We start from the raw sequence: 23,244 nt of genomic DNA, 5'->3' as shown, positions 1-23,244 counted from the left end.
GCGATGGCGCAGTAAATCATCTTCCGTTGCCGTGCTCGACAGCGTAGCTCCGACTCGCTCAGCCAGCTGGATGGACGACGGGGTTTTACCTGCCAATCCGTCGCATTGTGCGGAAGCTGCTCTTTTCGACGCTCGGTTCGATCCTGGGCGTCATTCATGTTCGTGAACAAATTGGGCTGTCATCGGCATATCTCGATGTTGATGCCATTCAAACACTCGCGCAGCGACGGCACGTTGTAAAGTCCTCTTCGGCGACACATCGCCTTCGCGCATCATGAACAGGGGCAAGATGAATCTTTGGCGTTATCAGTGGCTGCTCTATGGCGTAGTGGCCTGCATCGTGATCGTTCCCTACTTCATGTTGGAACGAGTCAACCGGGTAATCCACCAGGCTGACCAAATGGTCGCGCACACGGCGCAAGTCGAGTCGGTTACCAGCAAGCTGCTGTACGAAGTCCGTGATCTGGAGGCCGCCGCCGCCACGATCACCGAAGGCATCGACGTTCCCAACGTGCGTCGTCGTGTTGCTGAAACCTCAGGCGCCATTCCCAAGTTGATGTCGCAGCTGATCGAACTCACCTCCGACAACCCGCAACAACAGGTTCGTGTCGGTGAATTGAAGGCAAAGATCGAGCAACGTCGCAGCTTCAGCCTGCGCATCATTGACGAATCGAATCAGGCAGAACGCAGAAGGCTCTTGGCTTCAGTGGTCAACGACTTTCCCATGCGCGGCGCGGCCAACGACGTATTGAACGAGGAAACACGCTTGTTTGCCGAGCGCAGCGCCGAAGCCGTTCGCCTGCGCAAGCAAGGACACTGGATCAACCTGCTGACTACAACCGCACAGCTAGCACTGTTGTGCCTTTTGCTTTGGACCACCTTGCGCTATCAACGTGAACGGCAAATAGCCGAAGAAACAGCCACCCGCGCCAATGCACGCGCCTTGGCGGTGATGCAATCCATTCGCGAACCCATCGCCCTGCTCGACCGCGACAAGCACGTGGTGATGCACAACGCCGCTTTCGAAGAGCTTTACGGCACAGATGACGACGATATCGATGGCAAACATCTGCGCGAGATTGGTTCGGGCGCATGGACCAATCGAGAAACCCTGCAGCGATTACGCGATGTAGTGAGCCGCGGCCGTGAACTATGGGATTTCGAAATCGAGCAAACGACGGCAGACGGTATCCAGCGCACGATGTTGCTCAATGCGCGCCGGATGAACTTGCCGGACCGCGAAGATGAAGTCGCTCTCGTGATACTTAGCGACATCAGCAACCAGAAGGCATCGGAAGAGGAAATCTCCGAGTTGAATCGACAGCTGGAAGGCAAGATCGAACAGGTCTCCGACGTGAACCGCGAACTGGAGGCCTTCAGCTATTCGGTTTCGCACGACTTGCGTGCCCCGCTTCGCCACATCTCCGGTTTCGCCGAAAAACTCGGGCGTCAACTTGGCGATGACGCCGATGATAAATCGCGCCACTACATCGCCACCATCGACAACTCCGCGCGCCGCATGGCCACGTTGATCGATGATTTGCTGGTCTATTCACGACTAGGCCGCAGTGCATTACGCTTGCAGCCCGTCGACATGCAATCGCTCGTGGCGGAGACACGCGCCTTGCTCGATTCCAACGTATCGATCGATACACCCGATCGCAAGATCGAATGGCATATCGATGTCATGCCGATGGTCGTTGCCGATGAAAACATGATGCGCCAGGTCTGGCTGAACCTGCTCGGCAACGCGGTGAAATACAGCACGCCGCGAGAACGCACGCATATTGATGTCGGTTATCAGCGCCTCGACGATGGACGACACGAATTCACCGTGAAGGACAATGGCGTAGGTTTCGACATGCAATATGCCGGCAAGCTGTTCGGCGTGTTCCAGCGCATGCACAAAGCCAGTGATTTCCCCGGCACCGGCATCGGTCTTGCCAGTGTTCAGCGCGTGCTGACCCGACATGGCGGCATGATCGCTGCTGAATCCGCGGTAGACCAAGGCACCACGTTCCGCTTCACTCTGCCTGCGATGCTGGATAATCCAGTGAAATCGCTTTCTACCGACACCTGACCATTATTCCGAGGCCCTGATGAAGGACATCAAACCGATCCTGCTTGCTGAAGACAGCCTGGCCGATGCCGAAATGGCCATCGATGCGCTGCGCGAAGCCAACCTCGCCAACCCCGTCGTTCATGTGGAAGACGGCGTCGAGGCCATGGAATATTTGCTTCGCGAAGGCAAGTACGCAGACCGTGAAGCCGGTGACCCTTCTGTACTGTTGCTCGACATAAAAATGCCGCGCATGGATGGTTTGGAAGTGCTGCAACGCATCCGCGACAACGATGAACTCAAGCAAATCCCTGTGGTCATCCTTTCTTCGTCACGCGAGGAAAGCGACCTCGCCCATAGCTGGAACCTGGGCGTCAACGCCTATGTTGTAAAGCCTGTCGACATCAACCAGTTCTTTGAAGCCGTGAAAACGCTCGGCCGCTTCTGGGCCGTGTTCAACCAGCGCCCCCAACACGACTAAAGGCTGTTGCATGACCGAGCTGCGTATCCTGCTAATCGAAGACAATGCCGATGACGCGGAGTTGATCGCGCTCGAACTGGAAGATGCTGGGTTCAGCCACCAACTTCATCGCGTGGAGTTGCGCAATGAACTGGATGAGGCGCTTGAACGCGACGATTGGTCGCTGGTGCTCTGTGATTCGCGCCTGCCCGGCTATAGCGGGGCTGAAGCCTTCGCCTGGGTACGCGAGCGGATGCCGTTCGTGCCGTTTCTGTTCTGCACGGGCGGGATGCAGGTCGATGATCCGTTGCTGGCCGATGCCATCGAGCAAGCTCATGGGTGGGTATCGAAGGACCGCCTGACCCAGCTGCCATCTGCCCTCAAGGCGGCGCTGGGAAACAGCACCACTTAAGCGTGAATCACCAGTCGGTTCGGCGCGGCAACAAGCCCCGCAGTTCGGCATCGGTCAGGTTGCGCCACTGGCCAGGCTTGAGATGCCCCAGCTTCACGTTGCCGATACGCACTCGAACAAGCTGTTTGACCCGATAGCCGAAATACGCCGCCATCAAACGAATCTGCCGATTCAGCCCCTGCACCAGCACGATGCGAAACCCATACGGCCCTAGCTTTCCGGTCTTGCAGGGCAGTGTCTTTTGCCCATGCACCGGCACGCCGCGGCTCATCCCACGCAAAAACTCATCGTCGATGCGGTTGTTCACCGCCACCAGGTATTCCTTTTCCAGCTTGTTTTCGGCGCGCAGCACTTCATTGACGATGTCGCCGTTGCTGGTCAGCAGGATCAGACCTTCCGAATCCTTGTCCAGGCGTCCAATGGGGAAGATGCGCTCTTCATGGCCAACAAAGTCGACGATGTTGCCGCGCACCGCACCTTCGGTAGTGCAGGTGACGCCTACCGGTTTGTTGAGCGCGATGTAGACATGGCGGCGTTTGCCAGTCACAGCACTACGCTGCACCAGTTTCTCGCCATCGACCGTCACGGAGTCGCCCTCGGCCAGTTCGGTGCCGATGCGCGCACGTTCGCCATTCACACTGACCTTGCCCGACGCGATCAGACGATCAGCCTCGCGGCGTGAGCAGAACCCACTCTCGGCGATGTATTTGTTAAGGCGCATGGCGAATGACAACAAAAAGGCCGTGCATTGTCCCACGTCCGGCACCTGTCCCGGGCTTGGTTGGCGTTCATGGGCGGGACACACGGCCAATCACCTGTCCCGTTATCCTGCCGCGCATGGCCAGACACATGCCGGCATCCCTTTGAAAAGATCCATTATCTGGCCGCGGCCAGCCCGAACCCTGCTGCTGGTGGGCACCATCGCATTGCTCGCTGCAGCCTGCGGCCCGACCGAGCAGCATCCACGCAAGGCCACGCCCGAGGAAATCCGCGCCCAATTGCGCAGCCTGATGCCGGTGACCTTACAGGATCGGGCCGGTTGGGCCACGGATATACAATCTGTCTTCCAAGCCCTGCAGCTGCCGCCAACGACCGCCAACCTGTGCGCTGCCTTGGCGGTGATCGAGCAGGAATCTGGTTACAAGGCAGACCCACCCGTGCCGGGACTTGGGCGCATCGCTCGTACCGAAATCGAGCGACGGGCCGGCCAGATGGGCGTACCGAAGTTCGCCGTCTCAGGTGCGTTGCTGATCAAGGCCCCCGATGGCGAAAAGTACGGCGACAAACTGGCGCGCGTAAAAACCGAACGCGAGTTGAGCGATCTTTACGAACAAATCATCGCGCGGGTGCCTCGATTGGGACGTGGCCTGCTCGCTCGCGCCAATCCGGTGCGCACCGGCGGTCCGATGCAAGTCAGCATCGACTATGCCGAGCAACAAGTGAGTCAACGCCCCTACCCGTACACGGATGGTGGCTCGATCCGACATGAAGTGTTCACACGGCGGGGAGGCTTGTACTTCGGCATCGCCCACTTGCTCAAATATCCGAATGGCTATCCGCGGCATTTGTATCGGTTCGCTGACTTCAACGCAGGCCACTACGCCAGTCGAAATGCGGCATTTCAATCGGCGGTCAGCCTTGCCACCGGGATCAAGCTGGTTCGTGATGGCGACCTTGTATTACATGGTCGCGATCAAGCTGGAGCGACCGAGCGCGCACTGCAAACGATTGCCGCTGATCTTGGCCTGACACCCGAGCAAATCCGCGCCGATCTGGAACGCAGCACTAGGGATGAGTTTCAGTACAGCCGACTCTACCGCGAACTGTATGCAGTGGCCGAGCGCCGCGCTGGTCGCAACCTGCCACGCGCGGCAATGCCGCAGATCGCGCTGGAAAGCCCCAAGATCACCCGCAAGCTGACGACGGAGTGGTTCGCGACACGGGTGGAAAAACGCTATCGCGCTTGCGAGGTGCGCGCGCGGCGCTGAAACTCTCTGTTATCTGGTGTCTTGCAGGAATGATGCCTTCTGCTGGCAACTTAAGGCCGTATGCCATGATTCATGCTTATCCCTGAATATCTGGACTGTGCATGCGACCTGACCGTCTGGCCTTGGCCACCGCATTGATCTTGACGCCGGTAATGGGCCTCGCCCAAGCACCGATCGTTCCGACCGATACAGTCTCCGCGCGGCTGGACGCCATCGGCCGCGCCCCCTCCGCGCAAAACATCGAAGTCGACATCCGCAAACTGGTGTCGTTCGGCACGCGACACACCTTGTCCGACACCACATCGAATACGCGTGGAATTGGCGCGGCAACGCGCTGGATATTCGATGAGTTCAGCCGCATTTCCAATGCGTGTGGTGGATGTCTCGACGTGCAATACGTTCGCGGCACGATAAAGGCTGGCGAGCCCCGCATTCCACGCGATACCGAAGTCACCAACGTCATCGCCATCCAGCGTGGCACGGTCGACCCGAACCGCTACGTGATCATGAGCGGCGACATCGACTCGCGCGTCACCGACGTCATGGATTCCACCAGCGATTCGCCCGGCGCCAACGACAACGCCAGTGGCGTGGCAGGTGCGCTTGAAGCCGCGCGCGTACTCAGCAAGCAAAAATTTGCGGGTTCCATCGTCTATGCAGCGTTGGCTGGCGAGGAGCAAGGCCTGTATGGCGGACGCATCCTTGCAGAACATGCCAAGGCCAATCAATGGCGAATTGTTGGCGTGCTCAACAACGACATGATCGGCAACAGCACCGGCATCGACGGCATCACCGACAAGCGCACGGCGCGTGTGTTCTCCGAAGGCACGCGTGCCAATGAAACACCCGAAGAGGCCAGACAACGCCGTTTCACCGGCGGCGAAGTCGACTCCGCCAGCCGCAATCTGGCGCGCTACATCAAAAAGCAGGCACGCCATGTTCCTGATCTTGAGGTAATGCTGGTGTATCGCCTGGACCGTTTCGGTCGCGGCGGTCACCACCGGCCCTTCAACGACGCGGGCTACCCCGGCGTGCGCGTGATGGAGGCGCACGAGCACTACGACCGCCAGCATCAGGACCTGCGCACCGAAACGCAAATCGACGGCAGCCGGCGGGTGTATGGCGACACCATCGACGGTGTCGATTTCGCCTACGCCGCCAAACTCACTGCACTCGATGCGGTCTCGATGGCGGCGATCGCAGCTGCGCCGCCCCCGCCTGCTGGCGTGAAGATCGAAGGTGCGGTGAGTGCCGACACCATGCTGACTTGGCAGCGCCCCGCTGGCACGCAGGCCGAAGGCCTTGCGGGTTATCGCATCTACTGGCGCGCCACCGACGAGGCGCAGTGGAGCAACAGCGTATACGTGGGTGATGTCACATCCCATGTACTCAAGAACATGGTGATCGACAACTGGTTCTTCGGTGTCGCGTCAGTGGGCACGGATGGCAGCGAAAGCCCAGTGGTATTCCCGGGCGCTGCGGGCAATTTCGGCGGCTATTGAGCTGCGTGGAAATGGAAACGGGCCGCTATGCGCGGCCCGTTTCCTGACATCAAGCAATATCTATCACCAGATACGGACACGATCTTCCGGTTTGATGTAGAGCTTGTCGCCGGGCTTCACGTCGAATGCGTCATACCACGCATCGATATTGCGTAGCGGCGCGAACGCACGGATCTGACCGGGCGAATGCGGCCCGTTGACCAGCTGCTGGCGCAATGCGTCGTCACGCCACAAGGTGCGCCAGACCTGCGCCCACGCCATGAACAAGCGCTGATCTGCACTAAAACCATCGATCACCGGTGCCGGCTTGCCGTCCAGCGAGCGCCGGTAAGCCTCCAGCGAAATGGTCAGGCCACCCAAGTCGCCGATGTTCTCGCCCATCGCCACGCGGCCATTGATGTGCATGCCCGGCAATTGGGGGAAGACATAGCTTTCGTACTGCGCGCCTAGCTTTGCTGCTTGCACTTCGAACTTGGCAGCATCTTCCTTGGTCCACCAATCACGCAGCATGCCTGCACCATCCGACTTGCGGCCCTGGTCGTCGAAACCATGGATGATTTCGTGGCCGATCACGCCACCGATGGCGCCGTAGTTGACCGCATCATCCGCATTGGGGTCGAAGAACGGCGGCTGCAAGATGGCTGCCGGGAACACGATCTCGTTCTTGACCGAGTTGTAATAGGCGTTGACCGTCTGCGGAGTCATGCCCCACTCCAGCTTGTCTACCTGGCCACCCAAACGTTTGCGTCGGTAGTCCCACTCGAATGCACGCGAACGCAGCGCGTTGCCAACCACGTCGCCATTGCGGATGTCCAGGTCCGAGTAATCGCGCCACTTGTCCGGGTAACCGATTTTCAGTCCGAAGTTCTGCAGCTTGGCGAAGGCTTCACGCTTGGTTTCCGGGCTCATCCAGTCGAGCTTTTCCAGCCGCGCACCCATCGCCGCCTTCACGTTGGCGACCAGCTCGTCCATCTTCACCTTGGCTTCGGCCGGGAAATACAGACCGACGTAATCGCGACCAATCGCTTCGCCCATCGAACCTTCTGCGATGGCGACGCCACGCTTCCAGCGTTCACGCTGCTCGGGCTGGCCGGACATGAACTTGTCGCGGAAATCGAAGCGCGCGTCTACGAATGATTTCGACAACAGCGGCGCTGCCTCATCAACGATCTGGAAAGCCTGCCAAGCCTTCAAGGTGTCGAGCGAGGTGTCATTGAAGATGGCGGCGATCTTGGGCACAGCGGTGTTCTGTCGCATCACCACGCGCGGCGACTGCCCCACGCCGCCGGCATTGAAGTACTCGCTCCAATCGAAACCCGGCGCGAACGCGGCCAACTTCGATATCTCGATCGGGTTGTAGGTCTTGTCGCGGTCACGGCTTTCGGCGCGCGTCCAGTGCGCTTCGGCGATGCGCTTCTCCATCGCCACGATAGCGGCCGCGTGCTCCACCGGCTTGTCCCAGCCAGCCAACTGCAGCATCTGTGCGACGTACTGCTGGTAGCGCTCGCGCTGCGGGGCGAACTTCTCTTCCAGATACATCTGACGATCGCCCAGGCCCAAGCCGGATTGGCCGATGTAGAGCGTGTAACGATCCGGATCGCGCTGGTCATCGCCCACGTTCATGCCAAAGAAACCACCGCCGAAGCGGCCATTCGTGCTGCCCATGAAGGCAGCCATGGCCTGCTTGTCCTTGATGTTGCGGACGGCGTCCAGCTCCGGTTTGATCGGTGTGATGCCCAGTTTCTCGATGGCCGTTTCGTCCATGAAACCGCGGTAGATCGCCGCGATCTTCGCAGCGTCTCCATCGGTGGCGGGATTGCCCGGCGTGTAGGCTTCGACCAATTTCCGCACGCGTGCTTCAGACAAGTCGCGCAGGCCGTTGAACACGCCGTAGCTGGAACGATCCGATGGAATCGGCGTGTTCTTGGCCCAGGTGCCATTGGCGTACTGGAAGAAGTCATCACCCGGCTTGGCGGTGCGATCCATGCCATCGGTGTCCACGCCCCACTTGCCGAAGCGCGGCGCAGGAATGACATCGCCCGTACCGCTGCCTTCTTGCGCATCGGTGATGGCATCAAACAACAAGCGCTGTTGGCAAGCATCGTCCATGCAACGATCATCCGCTTGCGCCGGGGCATGAATGCCTAAAACAAGGAACGCCGCGGTGGCAGTACTGAGCAATGTCTTGTTCAAATCGTTTCTCCGTCTTTCATTGGTTGCATCTGTGAGGGCGGCCGCGCATGGATGGCAACGATCGGTAGCAGGCGCGGATTTTTGACCACTAACCCTTAGACCCTACGCGCTGCGGAGCCCGAGAGCATGGGCCGGAAGGCATAGATACCGTCGCGTATGGATGCCGCATCCAATGATGCCTTCGCATCACTTGAATCCTGACAGCGTAAGCTGCTGACCATCGACAATGGAGAACCCCCATGCGCCGCATCGCACTACTCCCCCTCGGCATCACTTGTTTCGCCCTTGCTGCATGCAATTTCACCGCGCAGGCGCCCGCGAGCACTGCAGCCGAACCGGCATCTGCCACGCCTGCTACGCCCGCTCCGGTGCCTGCCGATGTGACATCTCCCAGCACCGCACTCGCAGTTGGCACCATGGCCCCTGATTTCAACGCCCAGGCGTGGCTGGCCGGCAAGGAGTTCGATTACAAGCTGGCCGATGCGCGCGCCAAGGGGCCGGTGGTGTTGTATTTCTTTCCCGCTGCCTACACGCCCGGCTGCAACATCGAGGCGCACCAGTTTTCGCAAGCCATCGACAAGTTCGCGGCTGCCGGTGCCAGCGTGATCGGCGTGACCGCGGGCAATGCAGACCAGCTTGAGAAATTCTCCGCCGACAACGAAAGCTGCGCCGGCAAGTTCCCGGTGGCGGCAGATCCGGGTGCCAAGATCGCCGCAGAATACGGCGTGGTCCTGGACAAGAAACCCGAATGGTCCAACCGCACGTCATTCGTGATCAACACCGACGGCCGCATCGCCGCCGTGCATTCCGATCTGTCACCGGATGGCCATGTGGATGCGATGTTGGCGGGGTTGAAGGCGCCCTGACGCCCCAAAAATCAAGCCACAGCGCTGCCGACGTTCTACCAGCAGCGCTTCCCCTGGCATGACGCCGGTCAGTGCGCCAACGCGTACTCCAGCCCCGCCCTGACCGCCGCCACTTGTGCATCGTTGCACTGCTGCGGCGTGGCCCGTGGGCTGTCGGGATAGACCTCGGTCGTGGTGACGAAGCGCGCATCGGTTACGCCAGCACACAAACCCAAACCCTTGCAGTCGTATTCAATGACGCCGGGTGCCACGACGGGTGATCCGATGATGGTGCCGTCAGGGTCGGCCGGTGCGATATGGGTGACCTTGGCGACTGCATCGATCATCGCGCGCTGGAAGTCAGGCTGCGGCCTGCCGCTGTCATCGACCAGATAAAAACCATCGGGGATGGTGCCGGGCACGAAAGGCTTGCCATCGCGTGCCGCGAGCGCCGGGCGGAACTCGGTCTCGTCGCTATCCGTGGTTTCGTGCAGGTCGATGTGCATCAACATCTTGTCATTGAGTGGCGCAACCAAAGCCATCAAGGCGGCCGACTCGGGCGCTGGGCTAGCGGGGATGAAGTTTCGATTCGGGTCCAGTGCCAACGCATTCCAGCGCTGGATACGTTCGTAACCCCACGGACTGACGCAGGGCGCGACCAATAGATTGATGCGGCCTTTGTAATCGGCAGCATGCTGGTCTACAAACTGCAAGGCACCCTGCACGCCACTGGTCTCGTAACCGTGCACGCCACCGGTCACCAATGCCGTGGGTAATGCGTCATCCCAATCGCGGGTGCGGATCGCGTACAGCGGAAACCGACCTTCAGGCGGATAGTCCAGCTCCCCATATTGTTCGATGTCGAAACGGTCACGCAGGGCGTCGATCTTGGCGACGACATCGTCGGCATAACTGCGTTGCTGGTGTTGGCGGCTACGCCATTCAGCCTTTTCGGCATCGCCCCATGCTTGGCCAGCTTTACCTATGGATTCAGTGGGTTCGGTCATTTTCAGCTACCTGTCGAGATGCCCGAACTTTATCATCCAGCACAAAACCACTGGGTTCGCTGATGTATTCATCTCGCCTTGTCATGCCATGGCTACGATGGGCTTGCGTGAACCACCCCATGGCCAAAGGATTTGACCGATGACGCTTCCCCCGTTTCGCTCCGCGCTGATTGCAACTGCACTCATCACACTGCCCGCCTCGGTGATGGCCACCGATCCGCTCTATATCGCGCCCAAGCTCGAGGTCGCAAAAGACTCCGGCATCAGCGCCGAGATGTTGGCCGATTGCCCCTTGCAGCAGGATTTCGCCGAAGTCTTGCAGCGTGCGCTGAGCAAACAAGGGGGTACTTTCGCCAATGGCAACGTCCCGACCGCCAAAGGCCGCTCATTGAAAGTTGAGCTGGTGGATTTCGCAATGGACGGCAACGGATTCATCGGCCGTCGGCAGTACTACAAACTGAAAGGCACGCTGTACCAGGATGGCAAGAAGGTCGCGTCGTTCACCGACCGCGCGCAGTTCCAAGGTGGCGGTTTCGCCACGGCCTGCCATGAAGTGCGGATGTCGTTGCGAGCCGAGGCTTATTACATCGGCAAATGGGTCAAGAACCCCGTGGATGGGGAAGAAATCAAGCACTTCGGCGAATAGCGCCCAATGAGGCGGCATTATGAAAAATGCGCGTACTCATCCAGCGTCTTGCGGGTAATGGCAGGCACGCGGCAATCGGCCGCCGGATGGCCTGCCACTAGCAGCAGATAGGGCATCTCGTTGCGTGGGCGGCCCAATATGTCGTTCAAGAACGCCATCGGGCTGGGGGTATGGGTCAGCGTGGACAGACCTGCGCGATGTAATGCAGCAATCAAAAGTCCGCAGGCGATGCCGGTGGACTCATGCGGGTAATAGCGCTTGAGCCGCTCTCCATCGGGACCGAGGCCGGTGCGCTCATAGAACACGGCGATGAGCCACGGGGCGATATCGAGGAAAGGCTTGTCTTCGTCGGTGCCCAGGGGCGCCAAGGCCTGTAACCATTCATCGGGGGCGCGATGTTGGTAGAACTCGCGCTCTTCGGCTTCGGCAGCCTCTCGGATTCTTCGCTTGATCGTCGGGTCTTGCACGGCGACGAAATGCCAGGGCTGCTGGTTCGCACCACTCGGCGCACTTCCGGCCGCACGAATGCACGCCTCGATGACTTCCTTCGGCACCGGCGTGGATGCGAATTCACGCACCGTGCGGCGCTGGTGCATTTCGTCAGCAAAGGCACGGGCACGCTCGATGGGTTCCGCATCATTCAACTCAGTGCGCGCAGGCAGCGGCATCGTGTCATGGGGTTTCATCAGCGCAGCTTACGACACCCTGCTTGCCACAGGCCCTTCCAGCCAAATGGCGATATCTCATCAGCGATTCACGCCCCAAACGCTGGGGCTGCAGCACTGGCCGAACATGATCGAGGGCGCCACCCTGTTGCACTTCATTGGACCAAACCACGCGGTTACGGCCGGCATCCTTGGCCGCGTACAACGCGACATCGGCCGCCTCCATGGCTTGGTCATATGCCAAGCCGCGCGCAAGTACAGCGCCAATACTGACGGTCATGGGAATGAGGCCGTCTTCGCTATCCACGGGCGTCTGCTCGACGATATGCCTCAGCCGCTCCGCCAACACCGTTGCTTGCCCCTTGTCGCAACCCGGAAGCAGGACTGCGAACTCCTCGCCGCCATAACGCGAGAAAAGTGCTGTTCGCGGCAGTCCGGCAACCCGAATGATCCAGGAAAAATGCTTGAGCGCCATATCGCCCGCGCTGTGCCCCCACTGATCATTCACAGCTTTGAAGTTGTCCAGGTCACACAGCATCACCACATAAGGCAAGCCTTCTTCTTCGCACCGTGCGATCGCGCGCTTGGCCAGACGCGTGAACATCGCGCGATTCGGCAAGCCACTTAGCGCATCGTGATCTGCCGCATGACGAAGCTCGCCCATCATTTTCTGGGCTTGCATGGTCATCAAGCCGATCGTCAACAACATCGCCGCCAACGTACCGAACAAATAATTGGTCGACACCAAGGCACTGGCCAGATCAGGCAAGTCGCCCAGCCAGTCGCCCGACAAGGCATACGCGCGTACGGCATAGAACAGCATGTCCGCGACAAATACGCTGGCAGTCAGTGCGGAGGAAGCCCGCAACCCACGCGGCGCTCGCATTGTCAGCACCCAAACGATCCACACATCCCAGGCAATGCTGTGATATGCCAGCAGCACTTCGCGCCCCGCCCATAGTGAAGGCACGCACAGACACGCCACCAGCAGCAGTAAATAGCCGCCCATAAATCCCAAAGGCCATCGCCAGCGCAGCGGATAATCCAAATGCGTGGCGATGCCCATCAGCAACAAGACGTTAGCCAACGATATGAGTCCATTGGCTGGCAAGAACACCCACTCTGCCGCAATGCCAAATCGTTCAGGGTTTTCGATATTGGAACCCAGCGTCACCGCCCAGAAAGCCAATGCCCACAAAACCAAGGTCTTGGGCCGGCGCATCAACAGGCAAAGCAAGGTCAAGTTGAGGGTGAGCACCAAACCGATCGTGTAGGCGACCGTTGCTAGAGTATGGGTGTCCAGGCTCATCAATTCCTTCCCGCTCTACTATTTGGGCCAAGGAAACAACGTACGTGCAATCCGTTAAAAGACGGACATACTTGAGAATATTGTCGATCCAACGAATTGAGCTGACAGAGGTTCAACGCGGCTTGTTTGATGCGGCAGCGGTGCGTATCAAATCCTTGAATGCCGTCGCATCCAATTTTTCATCCTGATAAAGATCGATGGCGCGGCGCGCATTACCTTCCATGCTGGCATTGAACAGCCCCTGCGGATCGGCCAACTGGGCGCCCTTGGGAAATGTCAGCTTGATCTTGTCCTTGTAGGTTTCACCTGTGCAGATGATGCCATCGCGTGCCCAGACAGGGACGCCTGCCGGATTGGACGGCTTTCTCCACTTCACCTCTTCCACGACATCCGGCAATGCCTGCCGGATCAATTCGCGCACACCTGCAAGCATCTCGCCACGCCAGCCGCCGACCTGAGCAATGTGGGCATCAATCAGCGCACTGGCCGTGTCCGCACCCCTTTGCTCTGTTTTGCCATCGATGGATTTTGTCTTCATGGTCAGAAAGGGTACTGCCCCAATGTTAGTTTTGCGTCCGGCTGCTATAGCTTATCGCCCGGAAGACAGCTGGCCTGCCTCACCCAATCACTGAACGCTGCCTCGTCCAACACCTCATTTTCAAAGATGTGGAAATAGCGCACGCCTTTCACCTTCGATGACTCAGGAGGCACCGGGCGCAAATCGGTGCCGCGAAAGAACGTGACCTTGATGTAACGCGTAAAGCAGTGATAGCTAAGGAACCAACCCTCACCTTTAATGCCATAGAACGGCGAGTTCCACTTCACCGCTTTGTGCACTTCTGGCACTGCGCGCTCTATCAACGCATCCAACTCTTTGCCCACCGCATGTTTCCACCCCGGCATCGCGTTGAGATACGCCCGCACCGCCACATCGCCCTCACCTTTCGGGATTTGCGGATTGCCGCCTGAGAGCAACCTCACCGGTTTGTCTTTGCTGCTCATGGTCATGTCTGCAGCAACCGCTTTCGACGCCAGCGCTCGAAGCTGTACAACAACGTACCCAGCACGAGAAATGCGATCGTCAAAACCGCTGATTTCCAGTTGCTTTGCAGCATCAGCCATCCACAGGCCACGATTCCAAGCACGGGTATGGCCGGCCCCAGTGGCAGTACAAACGCATCCGCCGTCGCATGCTGGGGCCTAAGCTTGGGAACCGCTGAACACGTAATGATGTAAAGGAAAAGCCGCGTCATCACGCTCGATGCTGCCAGCCACAAGAACGAACCGAAGACCGCCATCACGAACGACAACAGGCCGTAGAAGATGATGGAGTTCGCTGGTGTCATGTAACGCAAATGCACGCGCCCAAACCACGGTGGCAGGCTGCCATCAAGCGACAACGAATACGACAAGCGTGGCGTAGTGAACGTGGTACTGACCAAATTGCCGCCGACCGAAGCCAAGACACCCAGCATCAGCAATGCCGCGCCAAGTGGCCCCAACAAGGTGGCGGCCACATCCAGCAAAGGCGTGGTCGATGTCGCGATCTCCGGCACAACGGCCATGCTCACCATCTGGATCAGCACGTAGAGCATGACGACACCAGCCAAGCCCAGCAGCAGTCCACGCGGCATGTCACGCGCAGGATTTCGCGCCTCCCCCGCAGGCACCACCGCTTGCTCGAAGCCAACATAGGCGTAAATCAGCAATACGATCACCGCACCGATGTCAGTGCCAGTCGGGGGCTGGATGCTGACCTGCTGGATCACATCGCCACCCGCCAAAGCCAAACCCGCAACCACCAAGCCCAGCAACACTGAAAATTTGAGCACCGTCAATGCCGCCAGCGAGCGCACCGCACGCATCGCGCCAATCACGTTGATCAGCGTCAGCCCGCCACAGATAAGCGCCAGCAATACGATGCGCATACTGCCCTGTGCCGCCACAGGCCAGAAGTAGCCGATGCTATCCACGATCAACACGCTATTGGCAGAAAACGCGATGGCCCGCGCCACGTAGAAGATCCAGCCGGCCTGAAAACCCATGAACGGCCCGAAAGCCTCGGTTGCGTAACGCGCTGGCCCGCCTGTACTACGGAAATAACTGGCCAACTCCGCAAAACACAGCAGCACCGGCAAGATCAGCAACGCGCACAGCACAAACACGATCGGGCTGAAATCACCGGCCAGCTTGGCCGCACCACTTGGCAAACCGAAGATGCCCGCGCCCACCATCCCGTTCACGACCAGCAACCAGATCGCCCATATACCCAGGCTGCGCGGCAGTTTTTCCTGCAGATCGCGTGTGCTCACGGATTCCCCAAAAAGCCGGCATCAATGCACTGGGGATGAAGACTACCTAATCACGTCGCATCGATGTCAGCGCATTCAGCCGCGCCAATTGGCATGCGTGCGCCAGAAGGCAACACTTTGGCGATAGGCGTCTCGGTCGATCGGTACGCCTGAGCCGCCCTCCTCCACACCCAATGCATTGCGCAGCAGCGTGATGGGGGCCATAGGGGTTTCCTTGGGTTCCATCGTGTAGATACAGCCCACCACCCCCCAATCGGCATCGATGGGCGAGCCTTCCTTCGCCAATTGCTCGCGGCTGTACAGGATGGGGATAAGGTAGTTGGCCACCGGCGGTTTCAGGCCTTCGAACCAGCGCACCAGCACCGGCAACTCATTTGTATTGCGTGCCTCGTAATCGCTGCGCAGAAGACGGCGGTTCTGGTCGGTGATCGGTACCGAGAGGCACTTGGTCGATGTCCAGTTGCGGTGCACGTGCAGCTTGCAGAACGGCGCATAGCCATCGAGCACCTTCATCGGCGCATGTTCATTGAGATAGCGCTCGAACTCTGCAGCACTGATGTCCTGGATGGTGTTGCCACGCGGCTCTCGCGGGAACAGACGTGGGCGGGCGAAGTCGGTGAGGAGGATGGATGTCGGCCTTGAGCTCATTTGCATGCCTCTCGGACCATGTCGTCCAGGCCCGAGATGGCGTCGTACGTGATGGACATACCCAAGCGGTCGCGGGTCGCCTCTCGATTAGCCTTGGCCATCTCGCACTGGCTTCTAGCCGCAGGTTGCGGATTGCCGTTTGGTATCACAGCAACCTGCGCTCCATTGTGTATTGCAGCACTTTGAGTTGAAGTTGAAGCTGAGGCTGTGGGCGCGTGCTGCGGTTGGGCGTCAGCCACCAACACAGGGGTCTGCCCGATCAGCTCCTCGTCGCCCGCACAGCCTTCGGATCGGAACATCTTTGCACCGGAGGCGGTTTTGCATTGGTAGATCCAACGCTGATGGGAGGTGTCAGGCGCATTGAACTCATTTTCCACGTAGACCACGGGCGTCTCGTCTTCAACTGGAATCGCGACGGATGCCGGTACCGGCTGAGGTGAAGCGAGATCTGCCATCGCCTCGTCTTGCGTCGTTCTTACCCAGAAAACTACCACCAAGAAAACCGCGACGATCGTGGCGATGACCGCCCATGTCTCCGGCTTGATACCCCCCTCGCCGCGACTCACTCGCGGGCCCCTCCGAAATGACAGTTCATTAGGCTCAATTGGTTTCATCATTGATATCAGCCACGTTGATCTTTCAGGTTTACATCATCCATCGTCAGGCTAGGCAATCTCATCAACCCTGAAACACGCCTTCCAACATCCGGAATGTCCCAGCATCCGCATCCATCTCCACGTCTCCGCCCACGGGCAGGATGAACTGTTCGCGCAAGTGGCCGATCATGGCACCTCGATAGGCGGGGATCTTCAAGGGTTGGATGTAGTCATCGAGAATTTGTTCGATGGTCAGTGAGCCATAACCGCCGCCCGGATCACAATCCGTGCATTCGCCAAAGATGAAACCGCTGATCTTGTCCAACGCACCCATCAATTTCAGCGTGCTCATCATGCGGTCGATGCGATACGGAGCTTCCGAGACATCCTCCAAAAACAAAATTTTTCCGCTGAAATCCGGCAAGTAGCTGGATCCCGCCAAAGCCGCCAGTACCGACAAGTTTCCACCCACCAACTCGCCCCGCGCTTTGCCGCCTGTGATCGTCGCGGTGCGGTTGCGACGGGGCACCAGTTCGTCACCGGCATCTTGCTTGTTCTGGTAGTGCATCAACTCACGGTTGAAGAACACGCGCTCGAACTGATCGACGACAAATTTGTTCCAGCTGCCGGCGCCGATGGGCCCATGAAACGTCACCAGACCCGTCTTCGCCTGGATCGCGCTATGCAGGGCCGTGATGTCGGAATAGCCCATCAGCACCTTGGGGTTGCGGCGTATCAGGTCATAGTCCAACAAGGGCAGCAGGCGCGCCGCGCCCCAACCGCCCCGCACGCAGATCACTGCATTCACCGACTTGTCGGCGAACATGCGATTGATGTCGCTGGCGCGCTCGGCATCCGTGCCCGCCAGATACCCCCGACGGCCGGCGTAATGCGCGCCCGTCTTCACCTTGAACCCCAACGCTTCCATCGCCTCTTGGGTCAGCTGCAGGCCCAGGGAGTCATCGGTCGCTGATGACGGGCTGACCAGCCCCACGGTGTCACCGCGATTAAGCGGCACGGGCAACAGTCGCTTGGCGCGGGGCGCGGCCACGGCGTTGCCCGTGCCAAACAGCGGGATGACGCTGGCAGCCAGCGCAGTGCTTCCAAGGAATTGGCGTCGGTTCATGGCATCGCCTTCTGGGTGGGATGTCGCGAGGGTAGCAACCCGGGCCGGATGGAGCGTGTGCACATCGTCACCACGTAACCGCTTCCACATGAAGCCTTAACACTCGCCCATGTATGCAGAACGATTGATGCCGCTTCGTGAAGCGACATCGCCCAACCCATTTCCCGGGAGAACCCCATGATCGCCAAGAACACGATCTGCCTCTGGTACGACAGCGATGCGCTCGATGCTGCGAACTTCTACGCCGAAACCTTCCCGGACAGTCATGTCGACGGCGTATTCCGTGCGCCCAGCGACTATCCCTCCGGCAAAGCCGGTGACGTACTCACCGTGAACTTCACTGTGCTGGGGATCCCCTGCATCGGCTTGAATGGGGGCCCGGTGTTCAAACAGTCCGAGGCCTTCTCTTTCCAGGTAGCCACGGATGATCAAGCTGAGACCGACCACTACTGGAACGCCATCGTCCGCAATGGCGGTCAGGAAAGCGACTGCGGCTGGTGCAAGGATCGCTGGGGCCTGTCGTGGCAGATCACCCCGCGTGTCTTGTCGGAAGCGATGAAGAATCCGGACACGGAAGTCGCCAGGCGCGCGTTCGAGGCGATGATGACCATGCGCAAGATTGATGTCGCGGCGATCGAAGCCGCCGTACGCGGCTAAGGCCGCGGATTGCCTTCAGCCACGAAGCAACAGCGCCGGCACTGCCATCAAACCGATCAAGAGGACGATGGCGATCACCGTCAGCACGACGCGGACGGGTTCAGCGCGAAATTGCGACTGGAAGGTTTCGGCTGTGCCATTTCGCACTGCAGCCTCACGTTCCAGGCGCGCCCTTGCTTGTCGCTGTGACTGGTACTTCGCCATCAGCCCCTTGGCGCGGTCGAAGGCGGCATCCTCTTTCACGTAAAGGCCGCCCGCAAACAGGCCCATGAACGTGGGCGGCGTTTCGTAATGAGCGATGTGGTATTCGTCCAGCATCGCGCGCACCTCGTCAGCCTCGTCATCGGGCACGTGGCGCAGATTGAGCAGCAGTTTCGACATGCCCATGATGATAGCGTCCGGCTGGTGGACAATGGGCGCGATGACATCTACCGGGACACCGATGCGAACCTTCGTACTTCGAGCGCGCGCCGCGCCCACCGACAGCCAGAAGCTATTGGCCGGCGTCGGCAAAGAAGCCCATACCGAAATCCTGGCTCACACACTGATGAACGCCATTTTCGTGGCGCAGTCGCACCGCGCTGATGTGGTCGTCTATCTGGTGCTGGAAAGCACCCAGGATTTCTCGCGCACCATTCGCTTCGAGCCCAATGCCATGCACGACATCGGTGGTTTCAACGAGGCGGCGCTGCTAGGCAAGATCGCCAATGCACTCGACACTTCCAAGGGCATGGGCAAGGATGCAACACGCCCAGTGGAATCGGGCGTCACGGTGCGCACGGTCAGCTTCGAACGACTGGTCCAGGAGCTGGCCGAAGACCACCAGCTCTTCGTCATGGACCGCAAGGGCACGCCGATTCGAGAGCAGGCATTCGAAGACAATCCCTGCTTCCTTCTGACCGACCACATCCCCATGCCCAAGAAGACCTTCCATAGCCTTGAACGCCTGGGCGCGAAGAAAATCTCGCTCGGCTCGAAAATGCTGTTCGCCTCGCAATGCGTGGTGCTGATCCACCATGAACTGGACCAGCACGGCGGGATCTAGAGCGCGATTCCAGGAAACCGGAGTCTTCATCAACTTGTATGATCATTCCGTCACGGTGGGCAAGGTGCCCGGCCACGCAAATCACGGAGAGAAGTCATGGGTCTTGTTCAAGCAGTAGTGGGATCTGTCAGCGGCACGTTGGCCGACCAGTGGAAAGACTTCTACACCGTGCCGGACGGCCTGCCCGCGACCGCCGCGCTGTTTGCCGCGTTGCCGCGCGGCACCAATGCGGGACGCGGCTCGAACACCCACGGCTCCAGCTACATCATCACCAACGGCTCCAAGATCGTCGTGCCGGAAGGCTATGGCTTGCTCCTGATGCAGGACGGCAAGATCACCGGTTTCGCCGCCGAGCCAGGTGGCTACGAATGGCGATCGGACGATGTCAATTCGCAATCGATCTTCGCCGGTGATGGCATCGTCAGCCCACTGATCAAGCAAAGCTGGGAGCGTTTCAAATTCGGCGGCCAACCCGGCTCGCAACAAGCCGCGTTCTTTGTCTCGCTGAAAGAACTGCCGGACAACCGCTTCGGCACCCAATCGGAAATCTATTGGGATGATGCTTTCCTCAACACCCAAGTCGGTGCGGTGACGCGCGGCTCGTACACGCTCAAGATCATCGACCCGATCCTGTTTGTGAAGAATTTCGTGCCAGCCTCGTACCTGCAACCCGGCGTTGTGTTCGACTTCACCGACATCGACAACGCCGCCGCCGCGCAATTGTTCAACGAGGTCCTCGGATCGCTCGCGCCGGCTTTCAGCCTGTATTCCAACGATCCCGCCAAGGGCAATCGCATCACCAAGCTGCAGCAGGATTCCGTGGGCTTCGCGCAAAGCCTGTCCGCTGCGGTGGAAAACGCGTATCAGTGGAAGTCCGACCGTGGCCTGGCCATCGTCAAGACCGCCATCGTCTCGATCGAATACGACGAAAACACGCGCGAGTTGCTCAAGACCGTGCAGCGCGCCGATGCGCTGGCCGGGGCACGCGGCAATTCCAATCTGCAGGCAAGCGTCGCCCAAGGCATTCAATCGGCCGGTGAAAACGGCGGCGCGGCGGGGCTGGTCGGTGTCGGTATGGCCTCGGGCATGTTGGGCGGCATTGGCAATATCCAGCAGCCCGTTGCACCTGCCGCACCAGCCGCCGATGACCCAGTCGCCAAGCTGAAGAAGGCCAAGGAGATGCTGGATCTCGGCCTGATCACGCAAGCGGATTACGACGCGCTCAAAGCCAAGACCTTGGGACTCTAATCCGCCTATCGCGCTCAGGTCATGTCCAACACAAACACCCCGCCGCCGGTGCCACCTGTCACCGGCCCGGGATCACCACAAGACGTGCCACCCGCACCGGGTGAGCTGGGTGTTGACCCGACCACCCTGCCCCAGCCGATTCGCGATGAATTGCTGGCGCCGGACCCGGTCGCCATCGATACGTCCGCCGAGGAGCTCAAGGACGGCCTCAACCGTTGCCCTAAATGCGGTGCCACCGATATCCGCCAGAAACCCGGCACGGATCTGCTGATTTGTCTCTACTGCCGCAATGAGTGGCACGGGCAACGGGTGGAAGAAGAGTTCGGTTTTGGCGAAGGGCTGGATGAACTCAGCGGCACGGTGATCGCCTCCGGTGCGCGCGATATCGCCGCCGATGCCAAGAGCCTGATGACTTTCAAGTGCACCGGCTGCGGCGCGGAAGTCACCATCAACACCGACAACGCGATGACCGCACGCTGCCATTGGTGCCGTCACGTCTTCGGCATCAACGAGCAAATCGCCAATGGCGCCGTGCCGGATGCCGTGTTGCCCTTCCACATCAAGAAGGCCGATGCCATCGCGCGCATACGCCAGTTTGTGGACAAACGTCGCCTGTTTGCGTTGAAGGCGTTCAAGGAAGAATTTACCCCCGAAAACGTCGTCGGTGTATACCTGCCGTACATGATCGTAGATGGCAAGGCCAGCGTGGATATTGCCGGCAAAGGCGAGATTCAAACCGCCCAGTACACCCGCGGCAACGATAAAAACAAAAGAACCTATTACGATGCCGATGTTTACGCGGTAACGCGCCATCTGGACTTCACCATCGACGATCTGCCACTGGAGTCTTCGCTTACGCGTGGCAACCTGGACACCCGCGTCAACACCAACAACATCATCAACACCATCCTGCCGTTCGACACCAAGAACGCGGTGAAGTGGAACGCGTCGTATTTGTCGGGTTACACCTCCGAAAAGCGCGACCAAGATGTAGCGCAGCTTCATCCACGCCTTGAGGATCAATTGCTCTCGGTCGCCCGCGCACAGATCGAAGCATCGACGCGTCGCTATGACCGCGGCGTGCGCTGGGAAGAGGAGCGCCTCGACATACACGGCTCACGCTGGGTGTCGATGTATCTGCCAGTGTGGCTCTACTCGTACCAGCAGCCGGGCAGCAAAGGCGGCCTGCTGCATTACTTCGCGGTGAACGGTCGCACAGGTGAAACCATGGGCAGCGTGCCGGTCCAGAAGTGGAAACTGCTCACCGCGGCGATCACCGTAGGCACCTTCCTTGAAGGCATTGCCCTCTGGATATTGGCGAATATGTGATGGATAACGACGGCGGACTCCTCTTGCTTTTGCTTGGCCCCACTGGTGCCGCGGGCCTGTATTGGGTGCTGTATCGGCATTACCGCAATACGGATAAATCCCACGCGTTCGAGCATGAAACCGTGGTCGATGCCAAACCGGTGACCGGCTCCGACCAGAAAATCGGCGAAGTGAAAGGCACGCAAGAGTCTCGTATTCGCGGCGACAACCTGAGGCAATACCGACAACGCGTACAGCGGATTCGAGATGATGACCACTGACACGCAAGAGCGGGAACCGCGTGGATTGGGATAACGCCCTACCGACCAGGCGCATGCACGACGGCATGACCGGGGTGCCACATCCACCCGCCAAGCGCATGGGCTTTCTTCTGGACCGTTGGCAATCGTGGGGCGCTGCGCTGCTCAGCGTGGTGCTGCACGTCTTGATCCTTCTACTGGTGCTGCAAGCGGCCAAAATGAAACTGGCCCCACCTGAGGGCGGCGGCATGGGCGGCGCGCGAATCAAAGTGGAATTCATCGGCCAACCCAGCAAGGGAGAAAAGCGCCCAGTCGCGCCCCTAGCTGGCACCCAGGCTGCAGACAAACCGAAACCTCCCCAGCCGCGAAAAAAAATCCCGCCCATCCAAGCTACTCCCGTGACAAAGGCAGCAACCATTCGCCCCGACAAAACCCAACCCAAAGCATCCGAGACGAATGACAGCGCCGGCACGCAACAGCGCGCACAAACGCCCGCAGGCAATCCCGATGCACGCCACACGCCCGCGCCTACCGGGCAAGCCCCCGGTTTAATGACGCGCGAGACCGCGCTCACCAACAACGGGCCTTACCGTGGTCCATCACGAAGCGAAGCCCGTGGGCCCGCCGCACCCGGGCGTGAACCGCGCATGGACGTGGACGGCCACCAGATTTATTACGACGTGCGCAACGAAGAGTGGCTACTCGATTGGCAGGCGCAAGGCATGCAAGAACTCTACTTCCCGTTACCTGGTCGGCGTGACTTGATGGTCTGCCCGCTGGAGATCGTGGTGCGTCGTGGTTCGGGTGGCTGCCGCTTGGTGCAGGCGGATGATCCGGAGCTGCCCAACATCGGCGACGCACGCAAAGTCGTTCATGTGATGCGTGTATATCGTCGTGGCGAATTGATCTGGAAAGGCCCGGGCGTCTATCGCTGACAGCCCCGCTTCGGTCTGATTAT

Annotated in this window: 25 protein-coding genes; 13 read left to right on the top strand and 12 right to left on the bottom strand. The window is 59.5% G+C overall.

All coding sequences use genetic code 11. The features are described from left to right. Positions 1-289: 289 nt before the first annotated feature. From BW989_RS10815 to BW989_RS10805, 3 genes are read left to right on the top strand one after another with little or no spacing between them, the layout of a single operon-like run. Entirely contained in the window at positions 290-2,080 is a 1,791-nt protein-coding gene (locus tag BW989_RS10815) for a sensor histidine kinase (RefSeq protein ID WP_165688596.1), read from the top strand. Positions 2,081-2,099: 19 nt separating this feature from the next. After that, positions 2,100-2,540 carry a response regulator gene (locus BW989_RS10810; RefSeq protein ID WP_076588174.1) on the top strand — a complete coding sequence of 147 codons (441 nt, stop codon included), beginning with the start codon at positions 2,100-2,102 and terminating at the stop codon, positions 2,538-2,540. Between the two features lie 10 nt (positions 2,541-2,550). Beyond that, positions 2,551-2,931 (top strand): response regulator, encoded by a 381-nt coding sequence (locus tag BW989_RS10805; RefSeq protein WP_076588172.1) that lies wholly within the window; start codon positions 2,551-2,553, stop codon positions 2,929-2,931. Positions 2,932-2,938: 7 nt separating this feature from the next. Here the strand turns inward: BW989_RS10805 and BW989_RS10800 are convergent, their stop codons facing one another. Then, on the bottom strand, positions 2,939-3,652 hold the full coding sequence (locus BW989_RS10800; RefSeq protein WP_076588170.1) for a pseudouridine synthase: 714 nt from the start codon (positions 3,650-3,652) through the stop codon (positions 2,939-2,941). A gap of 181 nt (positions 3,653-3,833) precedes the next feature. Between BW989_RS10800 and BW989_RS10795 the strand changes: the two genes are divergently transcribed. Beyond that, the gene (locus BW989_RS10795; RefSeq protein WP_076588396.1) at positions 3,834-4,919 is read left to right on the top strand and encodes a DUF1615 family protein; all 1,086 of its coding nucleotides are present in this window, start codon (positions 3,834-3,836) and stop codon (positions 4,917-4,919) included. A 101-nt stretch (positions 4,920-5,020) separates the two neighbouring features. Next, a complete protein-coding gene (locus BW989_RS10790) occupies positions 5,021-6,421 on the top strand; it encodes a M28 family metallopeptidase (RefSeq protein WP_076588168.1) in 1,401 nt (466 codons plus the stop codon). 63 nt (positions 6,422-6,484) lie between these two features. On the opposite strand, the gene BW989_RS10785 is transcribed toward BW989_RS10790, so the two are convergent. Then, positions 6,485-8,530 (bottom strand): M13 family metallopeptidase, encoded by a 2,046-nt coding sequence (locus BW989_RS10785; protein ID WP_083688503.1) that lies wholly within the window; start codon positions 8,528-8,530, stop codon positions 6,485-6,487. A 323-nt stretch (positions 8,531-8,853) separates the two neighbouring features. Here BW989_RS10785 and BW989_RS10780 point away from each other — a divergent pair, with 323 nt between their 5' ends. Further along, positions 8,854-9,480, top strand: coding sequence for a peroxiredoxin (locus tag BW989_RS10780; RefSeq protein WP_083688501.1), 627 nt, complete (start codon positions 8,854-8,856; stop codon positions 9,478-9,480). A 68-nt stretch (positions 9,481-9,548) separates the two neighbouring features. Here the strand turns inward: BW989_RS10780 and BW989_RS10775 are convergent, their stop codons facing one another. Next, entirely contained in the window at positions 9,549-10,466 is a 918-nt protein-coding gene (locus BW989_RS10775; RefSeq protein WP_076588166.1) for a M14 family metallopeptidase, read from the bottom strand. Positions 10,467-10,605: 139 nt separating this feature from the next. On the opposite strand from BW989_RS10775, the gene BW989_RS10770 reads away from it, so the two are divergent. Then, positions 10,606-11,112 (top strand): hypothetical protein, encoded by a 507-nt coding sequence (locus BW989_RS10770; protein ID WP_076588164.1) that lies wholly within the window; start codon positions 10,606-10,608, stop codon positions 11,110-11,112. 17 nt (positions 11,113-11,129) lie between these two features. On the opposite strand, the gene BW989_RS10765 is transcribed toward BW989_RS10770, so the two are convergent. The 8 genes from BW989_RS10765 to BW989_RS10730 all read right to left on the bottom strand — a co-directional run bounded on the left by BW989_RS10765 (position 11,130) and on the right by BW989_RS10730 (position 17,768). Beyond that, positions 11,130-11,798: a nitroreductase family protein gene (locus tag BW989_RS10765; protein ID WP_076588162.1), complete on the bottom strand. Its 669-nt coding sequence runs from the start codon at positions 11,796-11,798 to the stop codon at positions 11,130-11,132. Continuing rightward, the gene (locus BW989_RS10760) at positions 11,785-13,086 is read right to left on the bottom strand and encodes a GGDEF domain-containing protein (RefSeq protein ID WP_076588160.1); all 1,302 of its coding nucleotides are present in this window, start codon (positions 13,084-13,086) and stop codon (positions 11,785-11,787) included. The genes BW989_RS10765 and BW989_RS10760 overlap by 14 nt, the downstream gene beginning before the upstream one ends. A 112-nt stretch (positions 13,087-13,198) precedes the next feature. After that, positions 13,199-13,624: a DUF1801 domain-containing protein gene (locus BW989_RS10755; RefSeq protein WP_129582910.1), complete on the bottom strand. Its 426-nt coding sequence runs from the start codon at positions 13,622-13,624 to the stop codon at positions 13,199-13,201. Between the two features lie 44 nt (positions 13,625-13,668). Beyond that, on the bottom strand, positions 13,669-14,088 hold the full coding sequence (locus tag BW989_RS10750; protein WP_242651431.1) for a DUF1801 domain-containing protein: 420 nt from the start codon (positions 14,086-14,088) through the stop codon (positions 13,669-13,671). Positions 14,089-14,090: 2 nt separating this feature from the next. Beyond that, positions 14,091-15,398: an APC family permease gene (locus tag BW989_RS10745; RefSeq protein ID WP_076588156.1), complete on the bottom strand. Its 1,308-nt coding sequence runs from the start codon at positions 15,396-15,398 to the stop codon at positions 14,091-14,093. A 75-nt stretch (positions 15,399-15,473) separates the two neighbouring features. After that, positions 15,474-16,046, bottom strand: coding sequence for a DUF3228 family protein (locus BW989_RS10740; RefSeq protein ID WP_129582909.1), 573 nt, complete (start codon positions 16,044-16,046; stop codon positions 15,474-15,476). After that, on the bottom strand, positions 16,043-16,612 hold the full coding sequence (locus BW989_RS10735) for a hypothetical protein (RefSeq protein WP_076588152.1): 570 nt from the start codon (positions 16,610-16,612) through the stop codon (positions 16,043-16,045). Before BW989_RS10735 ends, BW989_RS10740 begins: the two co-directional genes overlap by 4 nt. 112 nt (positions 16,613-16,724) lie before the next feature. Then, a complete protein-coding gene (locus BW989_RS10730) occupies positions 16,725-17,768 on the bottom strand; it encodes a S66 peptidase family protein (protein ID WP_076588150.1) in 1,044 nt (347 codons plus the stop codon). A 177-nt stretch (positions 17,769-17,945) separates the two neighbouring features. On the opposite strand from BW989_RS10730, the gene BW989_RS10725 reads away from it, so the two are divergent. Then, positions 17,946-18,425, top strand: a complete 480-nt coding sequence (locus BW989_RS10725; protein ID WP_076588148.1) for a VOC family protein — start codon at positions 17,946-17,948, stop codon at positions 18,423-18,425. Between the two features lie 15 nt (positions 18,426-18,440). Here the strand turns inward: BW989_RS10725 and BW989_RS10720 are convergent, their stop codons facing one another. Then, positions 18,441-18,806: a DUF6164 family protein gene (locus BW989_RS10720; RefSeq protein ID WP_076588389.1), complete on the bottom strand. Its 366-nt coding sequence runs from the start codon at positions 18,804-18,806 to the stop codon at positions 18,441-18,443. Between BW989_RS10720 and trmY the strand changes: the two genes are divergently transcribed. The 5 genes from trmY (at position 18,805) to BW989_RS10695 (ending at position 23,221) form a co-directional block, all read left to right on the top strand. Then, entirely contained in the window at positions 18,805-19,470 is a 666-nt protein-coding gene (trmY, locus tag BW989_RS10715; protein ID WP_242651430.1) for a tRNA (pseudouridine(54)-N(1))-methyltransferase TrmY, read from the top strand. The two genes, BW989_RS10720 and trmY, sit on opposite strands and share 2 nt — an antisense overlap. A 96-nt stretch (positions 19,471-19,566) precedes the next feature. Further along, positions 19,567-20,718 carry an SPFH domain-containing protein gene (locus tag BW989_RS10710; RefSeq protein WP_076588143.1) on the top strand — a complete coding sequence of 384 codons (1,152 nt, stop codon included), beginning with the start codon at positions 19,567-19,569 and terminating at the stop codon, positions 20,716-20,718. Between the two features lie 21 nt (positions 20,719-20,739). Continuing rightward, a complete protein-coding gene (locus BW989_RS10705; protein WP_076588141.1) occupies positions 20,740-22,047 on the top strand; it encodes a hypothetical protein in 1,308 nt (435 codons plus the stop codon). Continuing rightward, positions 22,047-22,307: a hypothetical protein gene (locus BW989_RS10700; protein ID WP_076588139.1), complete on the top strand. Its 261-nt coding sequence runs from the start codon at positions 22,047-22,049 to the stop codon at positions 22,305-22,307. The genes BW989_RS10705 and BW989_RS10700 overlap by 1 nt, the downstream gene beginning before the upstream one ends. Positions 22,308-22,360: 53 nt before the next feature. Then, positions 22,361-23,221 (top strand): type II toxin-antitoxin system RelE/ParE family toxin, encoded by an 861-nt coding sequence (locus tag BW989_RS10695; protein WP_129582907.1) that lies wholly within the window; start codon positions 22,361-22,363, stop codon positions 23,219-23,221. The last annotated feature ends 23 nt before the right edge of the window (positions 23,222-23,244 follow it).

The organism is Solilutibacter tolerans (assembly GCF_900155935.1).
Classification (GTDB): domain Bacteria; phylum Pseudomonadota; class Gammaproteobacteria; order Xanthomonadales; family Xanthomonadaceae; genus Solilutibacter; species Solilutibacter tolerans.
This window is presented reverse-complemented; position numbering and strand designations above follow the sequence as displayed.